Genomic DNA, 19898 nt, shown 5'->3' with positions numbered 1-19898 from the left:
TGCAACAAATTATGAAGAGTTAAGTCAGATGAATAAAAAACCTCGCGGCGGCAGCGCCGGACAGATCCGCATTATTGGCGGCCAGTGGCGCGGCAGAAAGCTTCCGGTGCCGGACAGCATCGGCCTACGCCCCACTACCGATCGCGTACGGGAAACCCTGTTTAACTGGCTGGCCGCCGATATCCAGGGCGCGCGTTGCCTGGACTGTTTTGCCGGTAGCGGCGCGCTGGGCCTGGAAGCGTTATCGCGCCATGCCGCCTCGGCTACGCTGCTTGAGCTGGAACGTCCCGTTGCCCAGCAGCTCGGAAAAAATCTGGCTACGCTGGGGGCCACCAGCGGTCGGGTAATCAACACCAATACGCTGCAGTATCTGGCGCAGGCGGGAGAGCCTTATCACCTGGTGTTTATCGATCCGCCATTTCGTAAAGGGCTGCTGGAAGAAACGCTGACGCTGCTGGAAACGCAAGGCTGGCTGGCAGAGGAAGCGCTGGTTTATGTAGAAAGCGAAGTGGAAAACGGCCTGCCGCCGGTTCCCGTCAACTGGCAGCTGCATCGCGAGAAAATTGCGGGCCAGGTCGCTTATCGCCTTTATATTCGTCGTGCCGTTAAAAAGGAACACACCCATGCTGATTAATCTGGGCAGAGTGCTGATGGTTTGCGTCTGGGCATTTTTGCTGCTTAACGTGGTGCACCCTTACCCCGCGCCGCTAAAGTATTTTATTAACGTCGCGCTGTTTTTTATGGCGATTATGCACGGTTTGCAGCTGGTATTAATGCGTGCCACGCAGCCAAAGGAAGGGCCAAAGCTGAGCGGCGCAACGCAGGCAAAAATCTTCTTTTTTGGGGTGTTTGAGCTACTGGCCTGGCAGAAAAAGCAGTTGCCGAAACGGTAAACCCGCCGGTTAGCAAACTTTTCCGGCTGGCCCGTTCAGCGCAGCCGGAAAGAGATGAACCTTGTGCCCTGCACTCTTAGCTCACCTTTCTGCCCCCGTTCCAGCTGTTGATAGTCTTCGGCTTTTAGCACCAGCTTAAAGTCGCCCGCATCGTTAAGCGGATGAAACCAGGCTTCAAAACGCATCTCTTCTACCGGAATCGTTTCACGCTGGCGCGAGCGCAGCATGGATGTTGATATTTCCCGTTTATCCTTGACCTCAACCGGCATGCTGCGTACGGGCAAAGCATCGTTAACCGCCACTTCCTGACGCTGTTTAATAAATTGTCTGGTTGCCAGTACGGCAATCACGGCCAGCGTGATGAAAAAGAGCAGGGGTGGCCTCACGGTTATTCTCCTCTGATAAAGCCCGTTTGCAGGTACAGAGAAGAAGGATACAACCAGAAGCCTCCCATTGTCACATCGCGGCGACCTGGCCTAGACTCAATAAGGAATTGTGGATTTTTGCATCTAAAAACAAAGGGACACACTATGATTTGGTCGTTTCTGGCAGTGCTTTTTTCCGGCTGGCTATATGTGGACGCAACCTATCGCGGCCCGCAATGGCAGCGCTGGGTCTTTAAACCGGTTACGCTTTTGCTGCTGCTCGCCTGGGCCTGGCAAGCGCCGGTACTTAACGCCACGGATTATCTGATTCTGTTTGGTTTGCTGGCGACGCTGGCTGGCGATGCGCTGATGCTGTTGCCTAACCGCCGCATGCTTTACGCCATCGGCGCTTTTTTCCTTTCCCATCTGCTTTACACCATCTGCTTTGCCAGCCATATGACGCTGACCTTTTTCTGGCCGATTCCGCTGACGGTGCTGATCATTGGCGTGCTGCTTATCGCCACTATCTGGACGAAGCTGGCAGAGCTGCGCTGGCCGATTTGTACTTTTATCGGCATGACGCTACTGATGGTCTGGCTAACCACTGAACAGTATTTCTTCCGCCCAACGGATTACGCTTTTTCGCTGATGGTGGGTACTTCACTGCTGCTGCTGGCTAATATTGTCTGGCTGGTAAGCCACTATCGCCGCCGTTTTTCCGCGGACAGCGCGATTGTTGCCGCCTGCTACTTTGCCGGACACTTTATGATCGTTCGTTCGCTCTATCTGTAAATTACGCCTTGACTCTGGAGTCCACTCCAGAGTGTAAGATAACCTGGCGGGAGCGTTTCCCGTCAGGTTATCTGGAGGCATTATGCATCAGCACACATCTTCCTGCCCTTGCGGGCAACGCCATGCGGCCGGTCAGCAAGGCTGCAGCAAATCCCCTTCTGCCCTGGGCAAAATCACCTCAATCAGCGCTGTAAGCAGTGAGAAAAGCTGTTGTAGCGAGACAGGCTGCGCCTCACCGCCAGATGAAGAAAGCGACAGGCAAAGCGATAAGGCTGATTACAGCTGGCAGATTAGCGGCATGGATTGTCCCGCCTGCGCCAGAAAAATTGAGAATGCGGTTAACCAACTGCCTGGGATTACCCGGGCGCGCGTACTATTTTCTACAGAAAAACTGATTGTTTCGGCACCCACGGATATCCGTCAGCAGGTTGAACAGGCCGTGGCCAGGGCAGGTTTTAAGCTGTCCTCCTCTTCTCAACCAGAAAGCGCTGGTTTCTGGCGGGAAAACGGTATGATACTGGCGCTGACCGGCTTGTTACTGACCAGCTGGCTACTGCATCTGATAAATCCGCAGATGGGGAAAATCGCGTTTACCCTGACCACGCTGGCTGGCTGCTGGCCTGTTGCCCGAACCGCGCTGCGCCTGATGCGTAGCGGTACGCCTTTCGCTATCGAAACACTTATGACCGTCGCCGCTCTCGGTGCGCTTTTTATTGGTGCAACGGCAGAGGCGGCAATGGTATTGCTGCTGTTTATGCTTGGAGAACGGCTGGAAGCTTATGCCGCAAGCCGTGCCCGGCGGGGCGTAACGGCGCTGATGGCATTAAAACCAGAAGAAGCGCTGCGCATCACAGAAAACGGCCGTGAGCAGGTGGCCGTCAATGCATTACAGCCCGGTGATGTTATTGAAGTCAGTGCGGGCGGTCGCCTGCCAGCCGACGGAGCGCTGGTCACGCCTTATGCCAGCTTTGATGAGAGCGCGCTGACGGGAGAATCCGTGCCCGTGGAGCGCCAGCAGGGCGAAACAATTGCTGCGGGCAGCCTGAGCGTCGATCGCCAGGTCAGGCTAAAAGTTCTCTCCCGGCCGGGCGAGAGCGCCATCGATCGTATTCTGCATTTAATTGAAGAAGCGGACGCCCATCGCGCGCCGGTTGAACGTTTCCTCGATCGCTTTAGCCGTATTTATACGCCGCTGGTGATGTCCTTTGCGTTGCTGGTGGCGGTAGTACCACCGCTTTTTTCCGGCGACTGGCAAACCTGGATTTATAAAGGCCTGACGCTGCTGCTGATTGGTTGTCCATGCGCGCTGGTGATTTCTACACCTGCGGCAATTACTTCGGGTCTGGCCGCCGCTGCGCGTCGTGGCGTACTGATTAAAGGCGGCGCGGCGCTGGAGAGTCTGAACGGCATACGTATGCTGGCGTTTGATAAAACAGGTACGTTAACGATGGGCAAGCCGCAGGTCACAGAGATTGCCAGCTTTAACGCAGAAAGCGAAGCCGGGCTGTTAGCGAAAGCGGCGGCCGTCGAGCAGGGGTCTTCACATCCGTTGGCGAAAGCCGTGGTGCAGCTGGCAGAGTCCCGCCAGCTTGTTTTACCCGTTGCTACGGCGCAGCGTACCCTGGCAGGATACGGTATAGAAGCAGAAGTAAGTGGGCACATACTTTTGCTTTGTGCCGCAGGCAGAGTGGGAGATACGCTGACTGAAACGCAGCGGGCACGGGTAGAACGGCTGGAATCTGCGGGCAATACCGTGGTGGCCATCATGCAGGATGGTCAGCCAGCAGGATTGATTGCGCTGCGTGATACGCTGCGTCCCGATGCCGCCGCGGCGCTGAACGAGCTAAGATCGCTGAATATTGAGACAGTAATGCTGACTGGCGATAACCCGCGAGCCGCCGCCGCCATTGCTCAGGAGCTAGGCATGGCTTATCGCGCCGGTTTATTGCCTGCGGATAAGGTAGCGGCGGTACGCGAGCTTAGCCAACAGCACGCGGTAGCCATGGTGGGCGATGGTATTAATGACGCGCCTGCGATGAAAGCGGCAACGTTGGGGATTGCGATGGGCGGAGGAAGCGATGTCGCGCTGGAAACCGCCGATGCCGCTTTGACGCATAACAGGCTCAACGGGCTGGCTGCTATGCTCCGTCTGGCGCGCGCAACCCATGTTAATATTCGCCAGAATATTACGCTAGCGCTTGGGCTGAAAGGTCTGTTTCTGGTAACGACGCTGTGCGGCATTACGGGCCTGTGGCTGGCGGTACTGGCAGACTCTGGCGCAACCGCGCTGGTAACAGCCAATGCGCTGCGCTTGTTAAGTAAGCGCTAACTTATGCTTCAGGCGTTTGCGTTGTCAGCATCGCTTATAGCTTGCTGACGACGCTTCAGCCAACATGCATCCCTGACGGTGACGGCTGCCCGGTTAAATTTAGTTAAAAAGCAGTGGGTGACGGCTACCTGGTTAAATTTAGTTAAAAAGCAGTGGGTGACGGCTACCCGGTTAAATTCAGCCAAAAAGCAGTAGGTGACGGCTGCCCGGTTAAATTTAGGTAAAAAACAGTGGGTAACGGCTGCCCGGTTAAATTCAGCCAAAAAGCAGTGGGTGACGCATCTGGCTTATCCAGCCCTGTCGGCTCTGTATGCGAAAGCTTAAGTTAGCCTCAGAGGCCTTTTTTCAGCAGATAGCGATAGGGCAACTCTTCTGTCGACTGCGCCAGCAGCGTATGTTCCATAAAGCGACAAAAGCCCGGAATATCACGCGTGGTTGCCGGGTCGTCAGCGATAATCAGCAGCGTTTCGCCATCCTGCATATGCCGCACGGCTTTGCGTACCATCATTACAGGTTCAGGGCAGCGCAGGCCCAGCGCGTCCAGGGTTTGATCGGGATTAGCGAACGGTTCCATATTATTCTCGTTCAGACAAAAAATTTTCCTCATTTTACCCCGCCGACGGGCATCTGCAAGCCGGGCCGACAACGTTATCGTTTGCGCTAAAATTAACCATTGCATTAGCAGTCTGTTTCGGTAAGATGCCGCGCAATCGCCCGGGCGATACAATTTTTTTGGGTTCCCTCACCCCAATGTTCAAAAAGGTTACATGATGATGAATTTCTCTTCTCATCAGCGCACACACGCGCTGATTTGGCTGTCGCTATTCCATTTGCTGGTTATCACTTCCAGTAACTATCTGGTGCAGCTGCCGATCTCTGTTTTTGGCCTGCATACCACATGGGGCGCCTTCAGCTTTCCGTTTATTTTTCTGGCAACCGATTTAACCGTGCGGATTTTCGGCGCGCCGCTGGCTCGCCGTATCATTTTTGCGGTAATGATCCCTGCCTTGTTTGTTTCTTATGGCGTATCCGTGCTGTTTTATCAGGGCGAATGGCAGGGTCTGGCGGCGTTAGAAAGCGTTAACCTGTTTGTAGCGCGTATCGCCTGCGCCAGCTTTATGGCCTATGCCCTGGGGCAGATTCTGGACGTTCACGTCTTCAATCGCCTGCGCCAGCTGCCGCAATGGTGGATAGCGCCCGCCTCCGCCATGTTTTTAGGTAATATCAGCGATACGCTGGCCTTCTTCTTTATTGCCTTCTATAAAAGTCCCGATGCTTTTATGGCGCAAAACTGGGTAGAGATTGCGCTGGTGGATTACAGCTTTAAGGTGCTTATCTGTATGGTTTTCTTCCTGCCTGCCTACGGCGTGCTGCTCAACGCTACGTTAAAACGCTTAACGGAAAAATCCTCTGGCGCTCGGGTTAACTTCGGCTAGCCTGTAAGCACGCAGGTTGCTTTTACCTGCTGATTACTATTGTATAAGTGGCTGAACAGAGCAGACGACTAACGTAAAAGGGACAGTGATGCGTAACTTACTAAAATATGCCGGTATCGGGTTACTGGTGGTTGGACTGACCGCCTGCGACGGCAAAGATGATAAAGCCGCAGCCGATGATAATGGCGTTAGCAGCAGCCAGAGCAGCCAGGCCGTTACCCTGATGGAAGGCAAGCTGAGCTTCTCGCTGCCGGCCGGTATGTCCGACCAGAGCGGCAAGCTGGGTACCCAGGCTAACAACATGCACGTTTACGCGGATTCTTCCGGACAGAAAGCGATTATCGTTATTGCGGGCGATACCACCACCGAGAGCCTGGAAGTGCTGGCGAAACGTCTGGAAGATCAGCAGCGTAACCGTGATGCACAGCTTCAGGTAGTGACTAACAAGTCAATTGAGCTGAAAGGCCAGCCGGCACAGCAGCTGGATACCGTTATTTCCGCCAAGGGCCAGTCTTCCTGGTCATCAGTGCTGCTGGCGAAAGTTGACGGCAAACTGTTGACCGTACAGATTACGCTACCGGCGGATAATCAGCAGAAGTCGCAGACCGAGGCAGAGAATATTATCAATACGGTCGTGCTGAAGTAAGCAACGGTCGTTTTATAAAAAAGCCCCTGCCATCCTGCGCCGCGCTCTGATTGTTGATAATTCGACGTTCAGGAGCGGCATGTTCCGGCAAGGGCTTTTTGCTTTAAACCGAGCTTAAAAGATTGTTACAGCCCCGCATGCTCGCGGATATATTTCCTGGCCTTTACGGCATATTCAAACGGGTTGGCCAGTGCCGGATCCTGTTCAGCTTCCACCACCATCCAGCCTTTATAGCCAGACTCGTCCAGCACTTTAAATACCGGTGCAAAATCGATGACGCCATCGCCGGGAACGGTAAAAGTGCCTTTCTTCACGCCATCCAGAAATGACAAACGCTGGCTTCTTACCTGAGATACCACGTCATCACGCACATCTTTTAAATGTACGTGGTTGATACGCGGCAAATACTTTTCAAGAATCGCCAGCATCCGGGCCTGGCTACCTTCCGAATAGTAAGCATGGCCAGTATCAAACAGCAGATAAACGTCATCGTTGGTTAATGACATAAATTTGTCTATTTCCGCCGTGGTCTGAATAGCCGTGCCCATATGATGATGCAGACAAACCTGCATGCCTTTTTCTGCCGCCAGCGCCGCCAGCTCGTTATAGCCTTCTGCCGTTAACCGCCACTCTTCTTCCGTAAAGTGGGGCTTTTCTTCCAGTACCGCTCGCGTAGTGCCCTGAATGCTTTTGCTCTGCTCGGAGCAGCCAATCACCTTTGCTCCCATTGCGTGCAGGAAATCGCGGTGGTTAATAAATTCATCAATGGTTTTGGCCTTATCGCCGTTGGCAAAAAAGGTACTGAACCAGGCGTTACATATCTGGATGCCGCGAATCTCCAGCATTGGTTTTAGGACGGCCGGATCGCGTGGGTATTTGCTGCCAACCTCGCTGCCGGTAAAACCGGCCAGCGCCATTTCGCTGACAATTTGCTGGAAAGTATTTTCCGCGCCCAGTTCTGGCATATCGTCGTTGGTCCAGCCAATCGGGGCTATCGCCAGCTTCACGTTCTCTTTATTCATGGTGGTGCCTCAGCGGTCAGTCTGTAGATGGCGCGGGACGCTTTATTTGTCGACCTGAGCTTTCCGCGCTTCAGGTTTTCAGGACGGCTTTGCCGCCCTTTTTTTATCGGCTTAGCAGTTCGCGCTCAATCAGCTCACGAGTTTCCACGGCCTGATACTTCATTTTTTCCGGATAGCCGAACAGCGAAGAGGCGATAATCGACTCGCCGCCGACCTTCCAGCTGCGGTTGGCAAAATCCATTTCACGCAGCGTCTGGAACAGCGTATCGAAATCGACCTCACCCTCGCCGACGCCGACGTGCTGATGGATAGTGGCATCCACGCCTGGCGGATTGACGATATAGCGGCAATGTTTGGTATGGTTCATGGTATCGGCAATCAGCACGTGAGAAAGATCGCCACCGGCATACTCCAGCATGCTTTTCACATCGCCTTTGCCTTTGTCGTAAAAGAAGGTGTGCGGCACGCTATAGAGATATTTGACGTTGTCGCTGCGGAAGGACTTCACCAGATCCGCGGTTTCATTGTTTTCTTCGCAAAAGTCCCATGGGTGCGACTGAATCTCAATACGAATGCCTTCGCGCTCAACGATTGGCAGCAGCTCTTCCATTGAGCGATAGAACATCTCTTCGCAGATTTCCGGCTCGTTAGGCGTACCGGAAAGTTCGGTATTGATGACCTGCACCCCCGTTTCTACAGCAATTTCGATCATGCGTTTCCAGTTGCGCACCGCTGCCTGACGGCGAGCCTCATCCGGACCTGACCAGCGATACACGACGATATAAGAAGAAATCTCCAGCCCGGTTTCACGCAGCGCGTTTTTATATTCGGTAATGATTTCCCGACTGGCTTTAGGATGCTTATAAAAGGGATTGATCTGTGGATGCGGCGACTGCTCAATATATTTGTAGCCCCAATCTGCCACCTGGTGAACCATTTTGGTAATGCCCATGTCTTTGATGACATCGACGTCAAAGGCAATTTTCATCGGTTTCTCCCTGATAATCTGTGTAATAGCCTTCCTGCTGAAACAGGAAGGCCGTCGGCTATTTGCTGTAGAAAGCCGGGCGCGGCGGCAGCTCAACGGCTTCGATTGCGCCGCTTTCCTGCGCTTTCAGGCAGGCGTCGGCTGCCACGGAAGCGGCATAACCGTCCCATGCGGATGGGCCGTGCAGCAGGCCAGCCGTCACGTCGTTAATGAAGGCCTGCAGCTCAACGTCATAGGCATCGATAAAGCGATCTTTCCAGTCGGTGAGGATAGAGGTCGACAGCTTTGCCTCTTTACGCAGCTGTACGGAAGCCGGTTCTGGCAGCCTGGCAATACCGGTTTCGCCCACAACCTCACACTGGATGTCGTAGCCGTAAACGCAGTTAACGAAGATTTCGACGTCGATACGCGTGCCCTTCTGCGTTTCAAACAGCACAATTTGCGGATCGCGCAGCTTCGCATGGGTGTTTTTCGTATCGCGAGGGAAGACAACCTGCACGGTTTTGTAGTCATCCTCGGTGAGCCAGCGCAGTACGTCCAGCTCATGGATCAGCGTGCTGGTGATAGCCATATCGGTGGTATAGCTTTCCGGCACCGTTGGATTACGATGCGCGCAGTGCAGCATCAGCGGCTCGCCGATGTCGCCGTTGCTGATGACCTGCTTCAGCGCACGGTAGCCCGCATCGTAAGGACGCATAAAGCCAACCTGCACCAGGCGCTTGCCGTGAGCAATTTCCGCCTCGACAATGCGACGACAGCCTTCCGCGGTCAGCGCCAGGGGTTTTTCACAAAAAACTGGTTTGCCCGCCGCAACGGCTGCCAGCGTATATTCTTCGTGCGTCGGGTCCCAGGAGGTAATAATCAGCGCGTCCACATCGGAAGACTGAATAACGTCATGCCCGTTGGCATAAACTTCCGCATCCAAACCCAGGCGACTCACCACGCCTTTGGCTCCTTCGATATTAATATCGGAGACGGCGACCACCTTCGCACCCTGCAACACCTTACTGCAGCGACGAATATGTTCCTGACCGATAGCACCGGTTCCGATTACGCCAAGTTTCAGTGTCATAGCTACTCCGTTCAAATGTAGGGTAAGGGGAGTCCTCCGGGCTGGAAAACCAGTCCGGTTGAGGCCACTAAAGTAATTAGTATTTACGTGCCTGGTCGATATGCTCGTTTAGCATCCGAGCGACGGCATTTACGCGTTCAGACTGCGAAACCTGCGCGCCGCCGACGTGCCACCAGCTGAAGTATTTATGCACCATCGTTTTTGGCAGCACTTTGATATCTATCAGCGTGGAGACAGGCGACTGACGTGCCTCTTCCAGCGCCTGCTTTAGCTGCGCCAGCGTGGTAACGCGCCAGGTTTTGCAGCCGTAGCCAGCGGCGATAGCGGCAAAATCCACCGGCACGAAGCCGCCGTCCAGCTTGCCGCCCTCGGCATTACGAAAACGAAACTCGGTGGTAAAGCTGTCCATCCCGTGTTCCATTTGCAGATTGTTAATACAGCCGTTAGTCATATTGTCGAACAGCAGCACGTTGATTTTGGCGTTCTCCTGAACAGAGGTAACCAGCTCAGAGTGCAGCATCATAAAAGAGCCGTCGCCAACCAGCGTATAGACCTCGCGATGCGGCTCGGCCAGCTTGACGCCCAGCGAGGCGTTAACCTCGTAGCCCATACAGGAATAGCCATATTCGACGTGATAGCTGTTGTAATCCTTGTTGCGCCATACGCGCTGTAAATCGCCCGGCAGGCTGCCCGCTGCGGCAACAATCACCGCGTCCTTTGGGAGATTTTCATTTAGCGTACCCAGCACGCTACTTTGCGTGAGAAAAGAATCGGTCAGCCGGTTAAACTCGGCGAAAACTGCTTCACGATCCAGATGATCGTCTATTTCCGGAATAAAGCCGTCATGGCTGTAGACCGCCTGATAAACGCGCTGTGTTTCCTTAAGCAGCTTGCTCTGCGCCTGCGAGATTTTTTCTCCCCAGCCGCTGGTAAAACCCTGAACGGTCAGCCTGTCGTTTAGTGCGGTCAGCGCTTCGCGCGCGTCGGCCACCAGCTGTACGCCGTCCAGCTTGTAGGCATCGAAGCTGCTGACGTTGATATTGAGGTAGCTGACGTCCGGATTGTGGAAAATCCATTTTGAAGCGGTAGTGAAATCGGTATAGCGCGTGCCGATACCGATGACCAGATCGGCCTCTTTCGCCAGCAAATTAGCCGCCAGGCAGCCGGTTTCGCCTACGCCACCCACGTTAAGCGGATGATCGGAAACGATCGTACCTTTTCCAGCCTGCGTTTCGGCAAAGGGGATCTGGTAACGCTCGGCGAACTGACGCAGCGCCTCACCCGCTTCGGAATATTTTACGCCGCCACCGCAAATGATTAGCGGCTTGCTTTTACCGGCAATCAGCTTCAGCGCGGCGGCCAGCTGGGCTTCGGTCGGCAGTCGACGATCCAGCAGATGCACGCGCTTCTGGAAGAAATAGTCGGGATAGTCCCAGGCTTCGCCCTGCACGTCCTGCGGCAGAGAAATGGTTACGGCACCCGTTTCTGCGGGATCCGTCAGCACACGCATCGCGTTGATGCAGGCGGTCATCAGCTGTTCCGGACGGCTTACGCGATCCCAGTATTTACTCACCGCGCGAAAGGCGTCGTTAGTGCTGATACTAAGATCGTAGCTTTGTTCGATCTGTTGTAGTACCGGATCGGGCTGGCGAGTGGCAAAGACGTCACCCGGCAGCAGTAATAAAGGTATACGGTTAGCGGAAGCGGTGCCCGCGGCCGTAATCATATTGGCTGCGCCTGGCCCGACGGAAGAGGTACAGGCGATAATCTCACGGCGCAGCTTTTGTCTGGCATAGCCAATGGCGGCATGCGCCATGCCCTGCTCGTTACGGCCCTGATGGACCACCAGATCGCCGCTGTCCTGCTCCAGTGCCTGGCCCAACCCCAGTACGTTACCGTGGCCGAAAATAGCAAAAATCCCTTTCACGAATTTGGTTTCAACGCCATCTACCGACAGATACTGGTTGTCCAGAAATCTGACCAGAGCCTGTGCCGTGGTTAATCTGATCTTGCCCATTTGCTCTTCCTTAACGGTACGGCGACAGGTCTGTAACCTGCCGCGCTTCGTCTGAGTGGCCACCACCGCGGTAACGGCCAAAAATGAAACGTGAGGCGATTATAAACAAATATTTTTTTCACTAAACCACATTACAGAAGAAACATTTCATTTTGCGAGAGAGATCAAATTATGTTGTTAAACCCCCGTCATACAGGCGATCCAGGCCGCAATTTTCACCTGGCGCTTATCTGAAGGCGTTTTTCAAAATAATTATCATTGTTTTCATCGCGTTTAGCCTTTTTCAGAGGGCGTGCAAAGGCCATTTACTGCTTCGCCATACCGCTCGCATCGCTTTTCCGGCCGGGCACAGTAGCGGCTGGTGGCCAGAGTTTTAGCCACTTCACATTTTTGGGGTAATAGTTTCATTTCATGTTGAATTTGAAATATTTATTCTCCATACTGATTTTCACCCCGTTCCGGACGGCAAAAATTGTTCAGAAGGATCCGCTGCGACAGCTCGGCTGGCCTATCACAGAAGGAAAACAGAATGAGTACACAACAAAAGCGGCTTGATGTGATCTGTATCGGGCGCATTGCCGTTGACCTCTACGGTCAGCAAATCGGTGCCCGCCTGGAAGATATGAGCACCTTTGCCAAATATCTTGGCGGTTCATCTGGCAATGTCGCTTACGGCACGGCAATTCAGGGGCTGAAATCTGCGATGCTGGCCCGCGTTGGCGACGAGCATATGGGACGTTTTCTTCGCGAAGAGCTACAGCGGGTAGGCGCCAATACCGACTGCCTGATCACGGATAAAACGCGTCTGACGGGGCTGGTGATCCTTGGAATTAAAGACCAGGATACTTTCCCCCTGGTCTTTTATCGCGACAACTGTGCGGATATGGGCCTGACGCCGGATGACATTAAAGAAGATTTTATTGCCTCCTCCAGAGCCGTCGCGGTAACCGGTACCCATTTATCTCATCCTGATACTCGTGCAGCCGTACTTAAAGCGCTGGATATTGCCCGCCGTCACGGCCTGCGCACCGCGCTTGATATCGATTATCGTCCGGTGCTGTGGGGATTAACCTCGCTGGGCGATGGTGAAACGCGTTTTATAGAGTCAAAACACGTGACCCAGCAGCTACAGGAAGTGCTGCACTATTTCGATTTAATAGTAGGTACTGAAGAAGAGTTTCATATCGCAGGCGGCAGCACCGATACGCTGACCGCGCTGAAAAACGTGCGCCAGGCAACAAAAGCCACGCTGGTTTGCAAGCGCGGCGCGCTAGGATGCGTGGTGCTGGAAGATGAAATCCCGGAAAGCTGGGAACAGACAAAGCTGCAAAGCGGCGTGCGGGTGGAAGTGCTAAACGTGCTTGGCGCTGGCGATGCCTTTATGTCCGGCCTGCTGCGCGGCTGGCTGAACGATGAAGGTTGGGAGCAGGCCTGCCGTTACGCCAATGCCTGCGGCGCGCTGGTGGTTTCGCGTCACGGCTGTGCGCCTGCCATGCCGACCAAAGCCGAACTGGACGACTTTCTCAGCCGGGACAATGACGTTAAGCGGCCCGATCTGGACAGCCGTCTGAATCATCTGCATCGGGTTACAACGCGTAAGCAGCAGTGGCCAGAGCTGTGCGTCTTTGCTTTTGACCACCGCAAGCAGCTGGTCGATATGGCGAATGAAGCAGGCATTGATACTGCCCGTCTGCCGGAACTGAAACAGCTACTGCTGCGTGCTGCACAGGAAGCCTCGACAGAGGCAGGCCTGGATCACCGCAGCGGCATCCTGGCCGATACGACGTTTGGGCAACCTGCGTTAAACGCCATTACCGGCAAAGGCTGGTGGATTGGTCGCCCGATAGAAATGCCCAGTTCCAGACCGCTACGCCTGGAGCACGGCAATATTGGCTCACAGCTGGTCGACTGGCCCCAGGAACACGTCGTGAAATGTCTGGTCTTTTATCATCCGCACGACAGCGCCGAGCTGCGTAAAGAGCAGGATGAGCTAATCCTTGACGTCTGGAAAGGCTGTAATAAAACCGGACATGAGCTGTTGCTGGAGGTCATTCTGCCGGAAAGTAATCCGGATAAGAAAGAGTCCTACTATGTAGATATGCTGAGCCATTTTTACTCACTGGGCATCCAGCCGGACTGGTGGAAACTGCCGCCGCTGAGCCACGAAAGCTGGCAGGCAATTAGCGGACTGATTGAACAGCAGGACCCGCACTGCCGCGGCATCCTGATTCTGGGCCTGGACGCGCCAGAAGAAAAGCTTAAGGCCGGTTTTGCCGCCGCCGCTCAGTCTCCGTGGGTAAAAGGATTCGCCGTCGGCCGCACTATCTTTGGCCAGCCGTCACGCCAGTGGCTGCAGGGCGAGCTGGACGATCGGGCATTGATTGCCGAAGTGAAAGGCAACTACTTACGCCTGATTGACTACTGGCGCGAAGTTCGTCCGGCAAAGTAACGCTTTTCCATTAACCCACTTGCCAGCTGTTTTCCTGACGGCTGGCGGTGTGGTTATTTTCGCTTATTTGCTGCTTCCGGCCCGCTAAAAACGTGAATGTCAGTAAAGTCGCGTCGATCTTGTTTAATCTGTGATTCAATTCATATCCCGATGAAATAGATCCGCTGGATTTCGTTAGCAAGTGAAATTTTTTGTTCATCTGATAGAATAACCACCAGAAGAACATGACTAAAATTTTAGCGAGCCTGATTGAATGACTATTACCTCAACACAGCTTTCCTTGTTACAGGATGATATCCGCCGTCGCTATGACACCTTAAGCAAGCGCCTGAAACAGGTGGCGCGCTATATTCTCGACAACAGCAACAGCATCGCTTTTGACACCGTTGCGTCAATTGCCCAGCAGGCTGACGTACCGCCTTCCACGCTGATTCGCTTTTCTAACGCCTTTGGTTTTAGTGGCTTTAATGAAATGAAACAGGTTTTTCGTCAGCACCTGATGGAAGAGACCGTTAACTATACCGAACGCGCCCGGCTTTTTCGCCAGACGTCAACGGATGAAGCCGCCGCCCCACCTGAAAACCCTGCTGAAATTCTTAACGTTTTTACGATGGTAAACTCGCAGGCTTTACAGCAGCTGGCGATGCAGACCAATCCGGAACAGCTAAATAAAGCAGTTGAGCTGCTGGCGCAGGCAGAAAATATCTATGTTATTGGCCTGCGACGTTCGTTCAGCGTCGCTTCTTACCTGACCTATGCGCTCCGTCATCTGGAACGACGCGCCTTTTTGATAGACGGCCTTGGCGGCATGTTCACCGAACAGCTCAGCATGGTGAATCCCAAAGACGTAGTCATTGCCATCAGCTACTCACCTTACGCTCGCGAAGCGATTGAGCTGGTCGAGCTGGGTGCCAAACGCGGTGCGCACCAGATCGCCATTACCGACAGTCAGGTTAGCCCGCTGGCGGCCTTCAGCGACGTCTGCTTTGTGGTGCGTGAAGCCCAGGTTGATGGCTTCCGCTCACAGGTTGCTTCGCTGTGCCTGGCGCAGACGCTGGCCGTCTCTCTGGCGTTGAACAACGTTCAGGCCTGATTTAACCGTTGCGGGCGTTGATGGCTGCAAGGTCAACAATACCCGCACTGGCAAACCCGGACGTGTTATGCCAGCGGCTCTGCCGTTTTTGCCAGACGATTTTTCAACTGCTGATAGCTTTCTGCTACCTGCTGTTCCGCCCATTCGGCATCGGCAATTTTTTCTACTCTGACGGCGCAATGTTTAAACTCTGGCGTTTTGGCTATCGGATCGAGATGGTCAATAGTCAGCTCGTTGCAGGCCCCAATCCACCATTGATAGGTCATGTACACCGCCCCACGATTAATTCTCTCGCTTACCTCAGCACGGCTGATCACCCTGCCGCGTCGTGAGGCTACCCACACCAGTTCGCCATCGCTGATATTCAGCTGTCGCGCATCCACGGTATTGATCTGCACCTTTCCTGGCTCATCCGCCTGGGCCGTGAGCGCATGACAGTTGCCCGTCATGGAACGACAGCTGTAATGTCCGACTTCCCTGACCGTACAGAGCACCAGCGGCCATTGGCTGTCAGTCGGCTCAACAGGCGGTCGCCAGTCACAGGCAAACAGCTGTCCCTTACCGGAAGGCCGTGAAAAATGATTGCCTTCATAGAGCCAGGGCGTACCCGGATGGGACTCTTCGGGACAAGGCCACTGCACGTAGCCAAACCCGGCCATTTTTTCCCACGTTGCGCCAGTGTAGAGCGGACACAGCGCGCGCAGCTCGTTCCAGATTGCCTCGTTATTGGCGTAGCGCATGGGATAACCCATCTCCTGCGCTACCCTGCTGATAATCTCCCAGTCTGGCAGCACATCCCCCTGCGGCTCAACCGCTTTGTAAAATCGTTGAAAGCCCCGGTCGGCGCTGGTGTATACCCCTTCATGCTCGCCCCAGCTGGTGGCCGGTAATAAGACATCGGCCAGCTCTGCCGTTTTCGTCATAAAAATGTCCTGCACGATAACCAGCTCCAGCTTAGCCATTGCCTGACGCATTAGCCCCAAATCCGGTTCGGTTTGCAGTGGGTCTTCACCCATAATCCAGTAAGCGTGTAGCTTGCCCTCAAGCGCCAGATGGGGCACGTCAGTGATGGCATGACCCGGTTTATCGCTGAGCGACGCGACGCCCCATGCAGCGGCAAACTTCTCCCGCGCTGCTTTGTCGGTTACGGGCTGATAGCCCGGGAAAAGGTTCGGTAGCGCGCCCATATCGCAGGCGCCCTGCACGTTGTTCTGGCCTCTTACCGGACCGACGCCGACGCCCGGACGGCCAAAATTACCGGTGGCCAGCGCCAGGCTGGCAAGCCCTTTCACTACATCAACACCTTGCCCCCACTGGGTTACCCCCATTCCCCATAAAATGGTGGCGTTGCGGGCACCGGCGTACATACGTGCGGCCTGACGGATCAACGTTGGCGCCAGCCCGGTAATCTCCTGCACGGCTTCCGGCGAATAACGCTTAACCACTTCACTCCAGGCCTCGAGTCCCTCAACATGCTGGTCGATATAGTTTTTATTCCATAAACGCTCTTCAATCAAAACATGGGCAAAAGCGTTTACCAGCGCCATATTGCTGCCGTTTTTCAACGGCAGGAACAGGTCAGCCAGCCTGGCGCTTTCTATATAGCGGGGATCGCAGACGATAATTTTCGCGCCTTTCTCTTTGGCATTAATAATGCGCCGGGCAACAATCGGATGAGAATCCGCAGCGTTATAGCCAAAAATCAGCAGGCAGTCGCTTTCTTCAATATCCTTCATTGAGTTGCTCATCGCGCCATTGCCCAGCGTGGCCTGTAAACCTGCAACAGATGGCCCGTGGCAGACCCGTGCGCAGCAATCGATATTGTTGCTTCCCAATACGGCACGCACAAACTTCTGCATTACATAGTTCGTTTCATTCCCCGGCCCTCGTGAAGAACCCGTCACCATAATGCTTTCCGGGCCAGAACGGGCCTTGATTTTTTTCAGGCGGGAACTGACAAAAGCGATGGCTTCCTGCCAGCTGACTTTCTCAAAAGGCCCGCCTCGCTTGCGACGTATGGCGGGATGCTGCAAGCGCGGCGTCAGGAGCCGGGTATTGTTCAAAAACTCCCAGCCGAAGTAGCCTTTCAGGCAAAGCCGGGCTTCATTAGTTACGCCCTGCGCGCCCTCTGCACCCACGATTTTTCCCTCCTCAACGTGCAGGAAAATCTTGCAGCCACAGCCGCAATAAGGACAAACAACAAGTTTTTTATCCATGCGTTGTTACCTCCGGTATAAATGCGCCGCTCAGTTGGCCTTCCCTTGCGGCACGCTGCTGTTTTTGTCGATACTGCTGCTCCAGCACGTTGTCAGTCATCAGTGAAAGCGCGTTGGTAGGACAAACGTTTACGCAGGCAGGTCCGTTAGCCTGCTCACGACAAAGGTCGCATTTAATAATTTGGGGAAGGGCCTGCGCTTGGTTAACGATTTCAATCGCGCCAAAAGGACAGGCTATAACGCAGCTTTTACAGTCAATACAGCGTTCACTGACAGCCTCTACCCTATGGTCGCCTTTATGCAGGGCAGCCACGGGGCAGACTGCTATACAAGGCGCGTTGTCACACTGGCGGCACATAACGGGCACGCTAATCTTTGCTGATTTAACAACGTTTAGCCGGGGGAAATAGTGCTGGACCGACAGTAGAGACGCGCCCGCATGTCCTGCGGCGCAGGCAACTTCGCAGGTATGGCAACCGATACATTTGTCCGCCAGCGCCACGATAAAATTGTTCATGCACTCAGCTCCTTATGTGCCTGTCCAAACATGGCCAGCATTTCACGTGCGCTGCGCCGACCTTCCGCCATAGCCGTAACCACCAAATCCGCGCCGTGTACGGCATCTCCGGCGGCAAATACTTTTGGATTGTGTGTCTGGGTTATGCGTCCCGAGCTGCCGGTTTGAATAAGGCCCTTTCTGTCAAAACGGATACCCTGACCAGCCAGCCAGGGCATTTCATGTGGCTGGAATCCAAAGGCCAGAATCAGCGCATCCGCCTTCAGCACAAATTCTGAACCGATAACCGGTTCAGGTCTGCGCCGCCCGTCAGGGCCTGGCTTACCGGGCTCCGTACGGATCATGCCAACGCCATTAAAACGTCCAGCTTTATCCAGCTCAGTACACTGGGGCAGCAGGTTAAACATGAACTCCACGCCTTCTTCGCGTGCGTTAACAACCTCTTTTTTAGAGCCAGGCATGCTTTGCTCATCACGCCGGTAGGCGCAGATCACCTGTTTTGCCTGTTGCCGGATGGCAGTACGGACACAGTCCATTGCCGTATCACCTCCACCCAGCACCACAACTTTTTTGCCCTGTAGCGAGACGTAAGGGTTCTGCTTATCTTCTTTCAGCCCCATGACCTGGCGTGTATTGGCAGTCAGGTAAGGAAGCGCCTGAATAATGCCGGGCGCTTCTTCATGCGTCAGCCCCGCCTGCATCAGTCCGTAAGTGCCCACGCCCAGGAAAACGGCATCGTAATCGGCCAGCAGTCTGGAAAAAGGAATATCGCGCCCAATTTCACAGTTAAGATGAAAGTGAATGCCCATTTCGCTGAAGATAGTGCGGCGGGTTGCCATCACTTTTTTATCCAGCTTAAAGGAAGGGATACCAAAGGTGAGCAAGCCACCAATTTCAGGATGGCGATCGTAAACATCCACCTTAATGCCGTGACGAATCAGGATGTCCGCACATCCCAGTCCGGCAGGCCCGGCCCCTATAACAGCAACTTTTTCCCGACGAGCTTTGCTCTTCTGCAAGGCCGGACGCCAGCCCTGTTTTAACGCCTCGTCGGTGATATAGCGTTCAATGTTACCAATCGAAACGGCGCCCGCTCGCCCGTTAAGCGTGCAGGCCCCTTCACACAGACGATCTTGCGGACAGACTCGCCCGCAAATTTCTGGCAGGCTACTGCTCTGACTGCAAAGCTCTGCCGCTTCAATAAGTCGGCCCTCGCCCGCCAGCCGAATAAAGTCGGGAATGGCGTTATGTAATGGACAGGTCCAGTTGCACCAGGCTTTTTGCGCGCAATAGAGGCAGCGATCGGTTTCATAAGCTGCCTGACGCTCGGAAAGATTATGGTAAATCTCGTCAAAATCTTTTTTCCGTTCTTCTGCCGCACGCTTACGTGCGCCCATGCGCGAAGGTTTATCCAGCACTTTTACAGCGCGCCCTGACACCAGTGCGGGCTTTTTTATTCCTTCAACGCTGGCACCCTGGCGAAAATGCCGCAGCTGCGTTAATGCTTTTTCATCCATTAACTGCAGCGCCTGTGTCGGGCATGAAGATACACAGGCCGGCACGCCTTTTTCTGTTTGCTGGCACAGATCGCATTTCATCATCACATCTGAGCAAGCCGCTGGCTCAATGGCACCAAATGGGCAGGCCAGCAGACAATTTTTACAGCCTATACACTTTTCTTCGCTGAGCTGAACGCTTTCCTGGCTAAAGGTCAGTGCCCGTGTCGGACAGCTGGCGACACAGGGTGCGTTATTACATTGCCGACAGGTGACCGGCACCAGGCCGCTGATAAGGTGAATACGTGGGCGAAACAGTTCATGCACGCTGGGCCAGCCGCCATCGCCATGCGCTACAGCACAGGCTATTTCGCAGACATGGCAGTTGATACATTCACCGGGATTAACAGTAACAAACCGGTTCATTTTCTCTCCTTTTACCGCACGGAATCCCTTTCACTGTTCGGAGCAATGCAAAAAATGGGCTGGTTTGCCCTGTGGGCTGATTAAAACGCAGATTTTGTGAGACAGGACGCAATTACCTGGCGGAAGCGCAATCGGCTGGCG

At 54.2% G+C, this 19898-nt stretch carries 17 protein-coding genes; 8 read left to right on the top strand and 9 right to left on the bottom strand.

Features of this window, described 5'->3' with window-relative positions:
• The first annotated feature begins 28 nt into the window (after positions 1–28).
• Together rsmD and ACMGGR_RS00770 are read left to right on the top strand one after the other, a co-directional pair.
• The gene (rsmD, locus tag ACMGGR_RS00775; RefSeq protein ID WP_414147945.1) at positions 29–634 is read left to right on the top strand and encodes a 16S rRNA (guanine(966)-N(2))-methyltransferase; all 606 of its coding nucleotides are present in this window, start codon (positions 29–31) and stop codon (positions 632–634) included.
• On the top strand, positions 624–893 hold the full coding sequence (locus ACMGGR_RS00770) for a DUF1145 family protein (protein WP_246761236.1): 270 nt from the start codon (positions 624–626) through the stop codon (positions 891–893). The genes rsmD and ACMGGR_RS00770 overlap by 11 nt, the downstream gene beginning before the upstream one ends.
• Before the next feature lie 35 nt (positions 894–928).
• Here ACMGGR_RS00770 and ACMGGR_RS00765 read toward each other — a convergent pair whose 3' ends face one another.
• The gene (locus tag ACMGGR_RS00765) at positions 929–1279 is read right to left on the bottom strand and encodes a DUF2500 domain-containing protein (RefSeq protein WP_246761237.1); all 351 of its coding nucleotides are present in this window, start codon (positions 1277–1279) and stop codon (positions 929–931) included.
• 144 nt (positions 1280–1423) lie between these two features.
• On the opposite strand from ACMGGR_RS00765, the gene ACMGGR_RS00760 reads away from it, so the two are divergent.
• Positions 1424–2050 (top strand): lysoplasmalogenase, encoded by a 627-nt coding sequence (locus ACMGGR_RS00760; RefSeq protein ID WP_246761238.1) that lies wholly within the window; start codon positions 1424–1426, stop codon positions 2048–2050.
• A gap of 82 nt (positions 2051–2132) precedes the next feature.
• Positions 2133–4379, top strand: coding sequence for a zinc/cadmium/mercury/lead-transporting ATPase (locus tag ACMGGR_RS00755; RefSeq protein ID WP_414147944.1), 2247 nt, complete (start codon positions 2133–2135; stop codon positions 4377–4379).
• 331 nt (positions 4380–4710) lie between these two features.
• On the opposite strand, the gene tusA is transcribed toward ACMGGR_RS00755, so the two are convergent.
• Positions 4711–4953: a sulfurtransferase TusA gene (gene tusA / locus ACMGGR_RS00750; RefSeq protein ID WP_414147943.1), complete on the bottom strand. Its 243-nt coding sequence runs from the start codon at positions 4951–4953 to the stop codon at positions 4711–4713.
• A 196-nt stretch (positions 4954–5149) separates the two neighbouring features.
• On the opposite strand from tusA, the gene ACMGGR_RS00745 reads away from it, so the two are divergent.
• Together ACMGGR_RS00745 and ACMGGR_RS00740 are read left to right on the top strand one after the other, a co-directional pair.
• Positions 5150–5815 carry a 7-cyano-7-deazaguanine/7-aminomethyl-7-deazaguanine transporter gene (locus ACMGGR_RS00745; RefSeq protein ID WP_414148891.1) on the top strand — a complete coding sequence of 222 codons (666 nt, stop codon included), beginning with the start codon at positions 5150–5152 and terminating at the stop codon, positions 5813–5815.
• Positions 5816–5903: 88 nt separating this feature from the next.
• Complete coding sequence (locus ACMGGR_RS00740; RefSeq protein ID WP_414147942.1) at positions 5904–6461, top strand: DcrB family lipoprotein; 558 nt, start codon at positions 5904–5906, stop codon at positions 6459–6461.
• A gap of 125 nt (positions 6462–6586) precedes the next feature.
• Here ACMGGR_RS00740 and iolE read toward each other — a convergent pair whose 3' ends face one another.
• The 4 genes from iolE to iolD form a co-directional block, all read right to left on the bottom strand.
• A complete protein-coding gene (gene iolE / locus ACMGGR_RS00735; RefSeq protein WP_414147941.1) occupies positions 6587–7483 on the bottom strand; it encodes a myo-inosose-2 dehydratase in 897 nt (298 codons plus the stop codon).
• A 103-nt stretch (positions 7484–7586) separates the two neighbouring features.
• On the bottom strand, positions 7587–8471 hold the full coding sequence (locus ACMGGR_RS00730) for a sugar phosphate isomerase/epimerase family protein (RefSeq protein WP_246761243.1): 885 nt from the start codon (positions 8469–8471) through the stop codon (positions 7587–7589).
• Positions 8472–8529: 58 nt separating this feature from the next.
• Entirely contained in the window at positions 8530–9543 is a 1014-nt protein-coding gene (locus tag ACMGGR_RS00725; RefSeq protein WP_414147940.1) for a Gfo/Idh/MocA family protein, read from the bottom strand.
• 76 nt (positions 9544–9619) lie between these two features.
• A complete protein-coding gene (gene iolD, locus ACMGGR_RS00720) occupies positions 9620–11560 on the bottom strand; it encodes a 3D-(3,5/4)-trihydroxycyclohexane-1,2-dione acylhydrolase (decyclizing) (RefSeq protein WP_414147939.1) in 1941 nt (646 codons plus the stop codon).
• 529 nt (positions 11561–12089) lie between these two features.
• Between iolD and ACMGGR_RS00715 the strand changes: the two genes are divergently transcribed.
• Positions 12090–14009 carry a bifunctional 5-dehydro-2-deoxygluconokinase/5-dehydro-2-deoxyphosphogluconate aldolase gene (locus tag ACMGGR_RS00715; RefSeq protein WP_246761246.1) on the top strand — a complete coding sequence of 640 codons (1920 nt, stop codon included), beginning with the start codon at positions 12090–12092 and terminating at the stop codon, positions 14007–14009.
• 253 nt (positions 14010–14262) lie between these two features.
• Positions 14263–15102 carry a MurR/RpiR family transcriptional regulator gene (locus ACMGGR_RS00710; RefSeq protein ID WP_246761247.1) on the top strand — a complete coding sequence of 280 codons (840 nt, stop codon included), beginning with the start codon at positions 14263–14265 and terminating at the stop codon, positions 15100–15102.
• Positions 15103–15167: 65 nt separating this feature from the next.
• On the opposite strand, the gene fdhF is transcribed toward ACMGGR_RS00710, so the two are convergent.
• Genes fdhF through ACMGGR_RS00695 form a run of 3 tightly spaced genes read right to left on the bottom strand, consistent with a single transcriptional unit; the run spans position 15168 to position 19757 of the window.
• Positions 15168–17318: a formate dehydrogenase subunit alpha gene (fdhF, locus tag ACMGGR_RS00705; protein WP_414147938.1), complete on the bottom strand. Its 2151-nt coding sequence runs from the start codon at positions 17316–17318 to the stop codon at positions 15168–15170.
• Positions 17311–17835 (bottom strand): 4Fe-4S dicluster domain-containing protein, encoded by a 525-nt coding sequence (locus ACMGGR_RS00700; protein ID WP_414147937.1) that lies wholly within the window; start codon positions 17833–17835, stop codon positions 17311–17313. The genes fdhF and ACMGGR_RS00700 overlap by 8 nt, the downstream gene beginning before the upstream one ends.
• Positions 17832–19757 carry an FAD-dependent oxidoreductase gene (locus ACMGGR_RS00695; protein WP_414147936.1) on the bottom strand — a complete coding sequence of 642 codons (1926 nt, stop codon included), beginning with the start codon at positions 19755–19757 and terminating at the stop codon, positions 17832–17834. Before ACMGGR_RS00695 ends, ACMGGR_RS00700 begins: the two co-directional genes overlap by 4 nt.
• Positions 19758–19898 lie beyond the last annotated feature (141 nt).

This window comes from Erwinia sp. BNK-24-b (genome assembly GCF_047456155.1).
GTDB classification, from domain to species: Bacteria; Pseudomonadota; Gammaproteobacteria; order Enterobacterales; family Enterobacteriaceae; genus Erwinia; species Erwinia phyllosphaerae.
Note: the sequence above shows the minus strand (reverse complement) of the source record. Positions and strands in the feature narration are given on the sequence as shown.